This is a genomic window from Amycolatopsis kentuckyensis (genome assembly GCF_002155975.1).
Taxonomy (GTDB): Bacteria; Actinomycetota; Actinomycetes; order Mycobacteriales; family Pseudonocardiaceae; genus Amycolatopsis; species Amycolatopsis kentuckyensis.
Window position 1 is genome coordinate 1 of the sequence record NZ_MUMI01000625.1, and the last position, 5,026, is coordinate 5,026.

The 5,026-nt window shown below is 67.3% G+C and carries 5 protein-coding genes and 1 tRNA gene; 5 read left to right on the plus strand and 1 reads right to left on the minus strand.

The window, feature by feature from the left end:
* Nucleotides 1-76: 76 nt before the first annotated feature.
* Nucleotides 77-1,495 (minus strand): FAD-dependent monooxygenase, encoded by a 1,419-nt coding sequence (locus CCN39_RS44030; RefSeq protein ID WP_086852685.1) that lies wholly within the window; start codon nt 1,493-1,495, stop codon nt 77-79.
* A 94-nt stretch (nt 1,496-1,589) separates the two neighbouring features.
* Between CCN39_RS44030 and CCN39_RS44035 the strand changes: the two genes are divergently transcribed.
* The 5 genes from CCN39_RS44035 to CCN39_RS44055 all read left to right on the plus strand — a co-directional run.
* A complete protein-coding gene (locus CCN39_RS44035) occupies nt 1,590-2,174 on the plus strand; it encodes a TetR/AcrR family transcriptional regulator C-terminal domain-containing protein (protein WP_086852687.1) in 585 nt (194 codons plus the stop codon).
* Between the two features lie 77 nt (nt 2,175-2,251).
* Nucleotides 2,252-2,328 (plus strand) — tRNA-Met (locus CCN39_RS44040).
* A gap of 378 nt (nt 2,329-2,706) precedes the next feature.
* Nucleotides 2,707-3,207 carry a PadR family transcriptional regulator gene (locus CCN39_RS44045; protein ID WP_086852689.1) on the plus strand — a complete coding sequence of 167 codons (501 nt, stop codon included), beginning with the start codon at nt 2,707-2,709 and terminating at the stop codon, nt 3,205-3,207.
* 63 nt (nt 3,208-3,270) lie between these two features.
* Nucleotides 3,271-4,374: a peptide chain release factor 2 gene (gene prfB / locus CCN39_RS44050; protein ID WP_143264387.1), complete on the plus strand. Its 1,104-nt coding sequence runs from the start codon at nt 3,271-3,273 to the stop codon at nt 4,372-4,374.
* 112 nt (nt 4,375-4,486) lie between these two features.
* The coding region (locus tag CCN39_RS44055) for a cell division ATP-binding protein FtsE (protein WP_086852693.1) at nt 4,487-5,026 on the plus strand (540 nt) is incomplete at its 3' end.

A 5,026-nucleotide genomic window follows, 5' to 3' on the forward strand; every position in this document is an offset into this window, starting at 1 on the left:
TTCTGGGGGTCGGACCCCCAGACCCCCGCCAGGGGGGCTTCGCCGCCCCTGGACCCCCCTGCGGGTGGCTGCCTTGTCAGGTGAGCCAGGGTTCTGTTTTTCCTGTTGTGTTTGCTATGTAGCCGTCTGGGCGGACCAGGACTTTGTCTACGTCTGGCCAGGGGAGTTTTGGGACCTCTGCTACGACTACCTCTGTGTGGGGCGTTGGGGTGGGGGTTTTTGTCAGCAGGACCCAGTTTCCTTTGTGGAATAAGTTGCTGGCGTAGCCGTCTGCCAAGGGGAAGTCGGGGAGGCGGGTTCCTGCTGCTGGGTGGGTTTCCGTTGTCGGGTAAGTGATGTCGAGACCTGAGATCATTCCCGACAGGTGGCGCTGGACCTCTGGGAGCGCTGTCAGGTCTCGGAAGAGGGCTCTCAGCGCCAGTTGGTTCGGGGTTGTGGGGATCAGGGCGTTCTGGGCCGCCACGTTGTCCAAGACCCGCTTGGCTACTGGGCGACGCTCTGCCTCGTACGTGTCCAAGAGGGCCGGTGCGGCCTGGTTGCGTACCGTGGCCGCCAGTTTCCAGCCCAGGTTCATGGCGTCCTGGATACCCAAGTTGAGACCCTGGCCTCCAGCCGGGAAGTGGACGTGGGCCGCGTCGCCCGCCAAGAGCACTCGGCCCACCTTGTAACTCGCGGCCAACCGGCTGTCGTCCGAGAAACGGGACGCCCAGCGGATCTCCTCGATCTCCGCCTCCGGGCCGAAGCGATCGGCGACCGCTTGCCGGACCTCTTCGGCGGTGACCTCGGCCCGGAGGTTTTCGGGGCGGTTCAGGCGGTCACCGAAACTCACCCGGTACAGGTTCGGCTCGGCCAGGGGGATCACGCCGACGAACTTGCCCGGACTCCCGGACGTCACCATGTTGTTCATCGAGCGCCACTGCGTCGGCGCGCCCGGGGGCGTCGTCTTGAACAGCACGTCCGCCGACACGCCGTGGCCCTGGCCTTCGATCCCTTCGAACGGCAGGTCCAGCGCCTTGCGCACCGCGCTGCGGCCCCCGTCACAACCCACCAGGTACGCCGCCCGGATGCGCAGGTCGCCGGCGGTGACCGTGACACCGTCGGCGTCCTGGACGAAACCGGTGAGCTCGTGGCCTCGCCTGACCTGCACACCCTGCTCGTTCAGGCGCTCCTCCAGCGCCGCCTCGACCTCCGCCTGCGGAATACCCAGCTGGTACGGGTGGCGGGTTTCCCAGCCCGCGTAGCTCACCGGGATCACCGCGAAGTGTCCGTCTGCGACAGTCGCGAACGAGCGGTCCTCCGCCCGGCCCAGCAAACCGCGCAGATCCAGGACTTCCGCCGTTCTCGGCTGGAGGTTCAGCGCTTTTGACAGACCCGTTCGCTCGTGCATCCGCTCGAGCACCTGAACGTCCACTCCGGCCAGTGCCAGTTCGTTCGCCAGCATCAGACCCGTCGGGCCCGCGCCGGCGACGACCACCTCAGCGGTCAGCTCCCGCATCCCCAGCTCCTTAACAACGTTAAATTGACTGGTCCCGAGGATGCCCTTAACATCGTTAAATTGTCAAGCCGGGAGTGCGAGGAGACTGCAGAACATGGCCCTGACCAGGCAAGACATCGCGCGATCCGGGTTGAAGCTGCTCAACGAGGTCGGGCTCAACGGGCTCACGCTGCGGCTGATCGCCGGGGATCTCGGGGTCAAGGCGCCCGCTCTGTACTGGCACATGAAGAACAAGCAGGAGCTCCTCGACGAGATGGCGACGCAGATGTACCGCGACTCCGCGGCCGATCGGCGGCCGCCGGCGTCGGCGGGGGAGTGGGAAGCTGTCGCGCACCGTGCCCGCGCGGTGCGGCGCATGATGCTCGCCTATCGCGACGGGGGAAAGGTTTTCGCTGGTACGTACCTCGGCGACCAGAGCCTGGTCGGGGAGCACCCGCTGCGGCGGAGCATCGAAGCCGGGCTCGACGAGGGACGGGCGAGCCGGGCGACCTTCACCGTCTACTGCTTCGTCATCGGCTACGTGATCGAGGAGCAGGCCGTGCGGCCCATGCCGGGGGAGTTCGACGAGCGCTACCGCGAGTCGGCGGGTGAGGCGGTGCTGGGCGACGCGGACGCGCGGTTCGAGGACGGGCTGGCGATGGTCCTCAGTGGAGCCCGTCAGTGGCTCGAGACGGCGTAAGGCCAGGTCAGGGCGTTTCGGGACCCCGGTGCAAAGCCCTTGGCGACCCCGTGTAATCTATTGAAGTACCAAAACGGCGCGGGGTGGAGCAGCTCGGTAGCTCGCTGGGCTCATAACCCAGAGGTCGCAGGTTCAAATCCTGTCCCCGCTACCACCAAGAGGCACGTTTCCGGGAAATCCGGGAACGTGCCTCTTTTGTCATGCCGGAACGGCTTTCACTGCCGACTTTTCCGCCCAGGGCGTGAAATTCTGCGGATCCCACGATGTGGACGACCTCCCGCGTGGTTGCGGTGCGTGTCCGATGTGCGCCAAGCCGGGGATCGCCGCCCGGCGAACTCACCTGCCTGGAGGTGCCGGGGCGGTCCGGGTGCGTCTGGTTGGACCAAAAATCCCTGGGAGCGGTTGCAGAGCGTGTTCACGTCCACAGTGGACCTGGTTGCATTGGGCCGAACGAGGGGATCTGTCTAGCCACAATGGACAGATCCGCTGACCACTGTGGACACAGCGGCCGATAAGTGGGAATCTAGGGGGCGTGTCCGAATTGAATGCAACAGCCGCCGCCCTGCTCGGTCTGCTCCACGACGGTCCCGCCACCGGCGGGCAGCTCGTCGCTGGAGCCGGAGAGCGGTTCGGTGCCTTCTTCAGCGTCACCCGCAGCCAGGTGTACCGGGAGCTCCCGGCGCTGTCCAAGGAAGGCCTCGTCCGGCTCGGCAAGCAGGGCCCGCGCTCCAGCCAGCAGTACCTGATCACCGCCGCCGGCAAGAAGGCCTTCAAGGCCTGGCTGACGTCCGAGGCCGGCCCCGACCACCTGCGCAGCCCGCTCATCCTGCGGCTCGTGCACGCGGGGTCGCTGACCGCGAAGCAGCGCCAGTCGCTGCTCGAGTCGGCCCGGACCAGCTACAGCCAGCAGCTCGACGACGCCAAGGCGGCCACCAAGGCGGCCGAGGGGCCGTACGAGAAGGCCGTCGCCGAGTTCGCCCAGGCGCAGGCCAAGGCCGCGCTGAAGCTGCTCGACGCCATCCCCGCGGCCTGAGGTTCGCGCGCCCGCGACCGGTCCTCGCAACCGGTCGCGGGTTTTGCCGTAACCTTGACAAACGTGAGTGATGAGTTCGATGCGGCACTGAGGGACCTGACCGGCAAGCTGACGCAGATCGAGTCGGTGATGGACCTGGATGCGCTGCGTGCCCAGGTGGCCGACCTGGAGCAGCAGGCTTCGAGCCCCACCCTCTGGGACGACCCGGAGGCGGCCCAGAAGGTCACCAGCCAGCTGTCCCACCGGCAGGGCGAGCTGAGGCGCGTCTCCGACCTGCGCCAGCGGCTCGACGACCTCGGCGTGCTGTACGAGCTCGCCGAGGCCGAAGGCGACTCCGGCAGCATGGGCGAGGCCGAGACCGAGCTCGCCGACCTCGGCAAGTCCATCGACGGCCTCGAGGTCCGCACCCTGCTCTCGGGCGAGTACGACGACCGCAACGCCGTCGTCACCATCCGTTCCGAGGCCGGCGGCGTCGACGCGGCCGACTTCGCCGAGATGCTGCTGCGCATGTACCTGCGCTGGGCGGAGCGCCACGGCTACCCGACCGACGTCTACGACATCTCCTACGCCGAAGAGGCGGGCATCAAGTCGGCGACGTTCAAGGTCAGCGCCCCCTACGTCTACGGCACGCTCTCGGTCGAGCAGGGCACCCACCGGCTCGTCCGGATCTCGCCGTTCGACAACCAGAGCCGCCGGCAGACGTCGTTCGCGCACGTCGAGGTGCTGCCCGAGGTCGAAGAGGTCGACCACGTCGACATCCCGGAGAAGGACATCCGGGTCGACGTGTACCGCTCGTCGGGCCCCGGTGGGCAGAGCGTGAACACGACCGACAGCGCGGTGCGCATCACGCACATCCCGACGAACATCGTCGTCTCCTGCCAGAACGAGAAGTCGCAGCTGCAGAACAAGGCGGCCGCGATGAAGGTCCTCCAGTCGCGGCTGCTGCAGCGCAAGAAGGAAGAAGAGCGCAAGGAGATGGACGCGCTCAAGGACGGCGGCTCCAGCTGGGGCAACCAGATGCGCTCCTACGTCCTGCACCCGTACCAGATGGTCAAGGACCTGCGGACCGAGTACGAGGTCGGCAACCCGACCGCGGTGCTCGACGGCGACATCGACGGCTTCCTCGACGCCGGCATCCGCTGGCGGAAGCAGAGCGCCACCGTCTGACCGGTGCGGCGGGTGTTCGTGCGACCGCTCACCGTACGCAAACACCCGCTGCTCCACCCGGGTGGACCGGGCAACCGGGGCTTCACGAGACCGGTGGGTAGTATGCCGAATCGTGATCCGGCTCGAAGAGGTTTCCAAGGTCTACAAGACCTCGACGCGGCCCGCGCTCGAGCGGGTGTCCGTCGACATCGAAAAGGGTGAGTTCGTCTTCCTCATCGGTCCCTCGGGATCGGGGAAGTCGACCTTCCTCCGGCTGCTGCTGCGCGAAGAGACGCCCAGCAAGGGCCGCGTGATGGTGTCCAACTTCGACGTCGCCAAGCTGGCCCGCCGCCGGGTCCCCCGCCTGCGGCAGACCATCGGCTGCGTCTTCCAGGACTTCCGCCTGCTGGCGAACAAGACCGTCGCCGAGAACGTCGCGTTCGCCCTCGAGGTCATCGGCAAGCCGGGCCCGACCATCAAGAAGGTCGTCCCCGAGGTGCTGGAGCTCGTCGGCCTCGACGGCAAGGCGGACCGGCTCCCCAACGAGCTCTCCGGCGGTGAGCAGCAGCGCGTCGCGATCGCGCGCGCGTTCGTGAACCGCCCGCTGGTGCTGCTCGCCGACGAGCCGACCGGAAACCTGGACCCCGACACCAGCCAGGACATCATGCTGCTG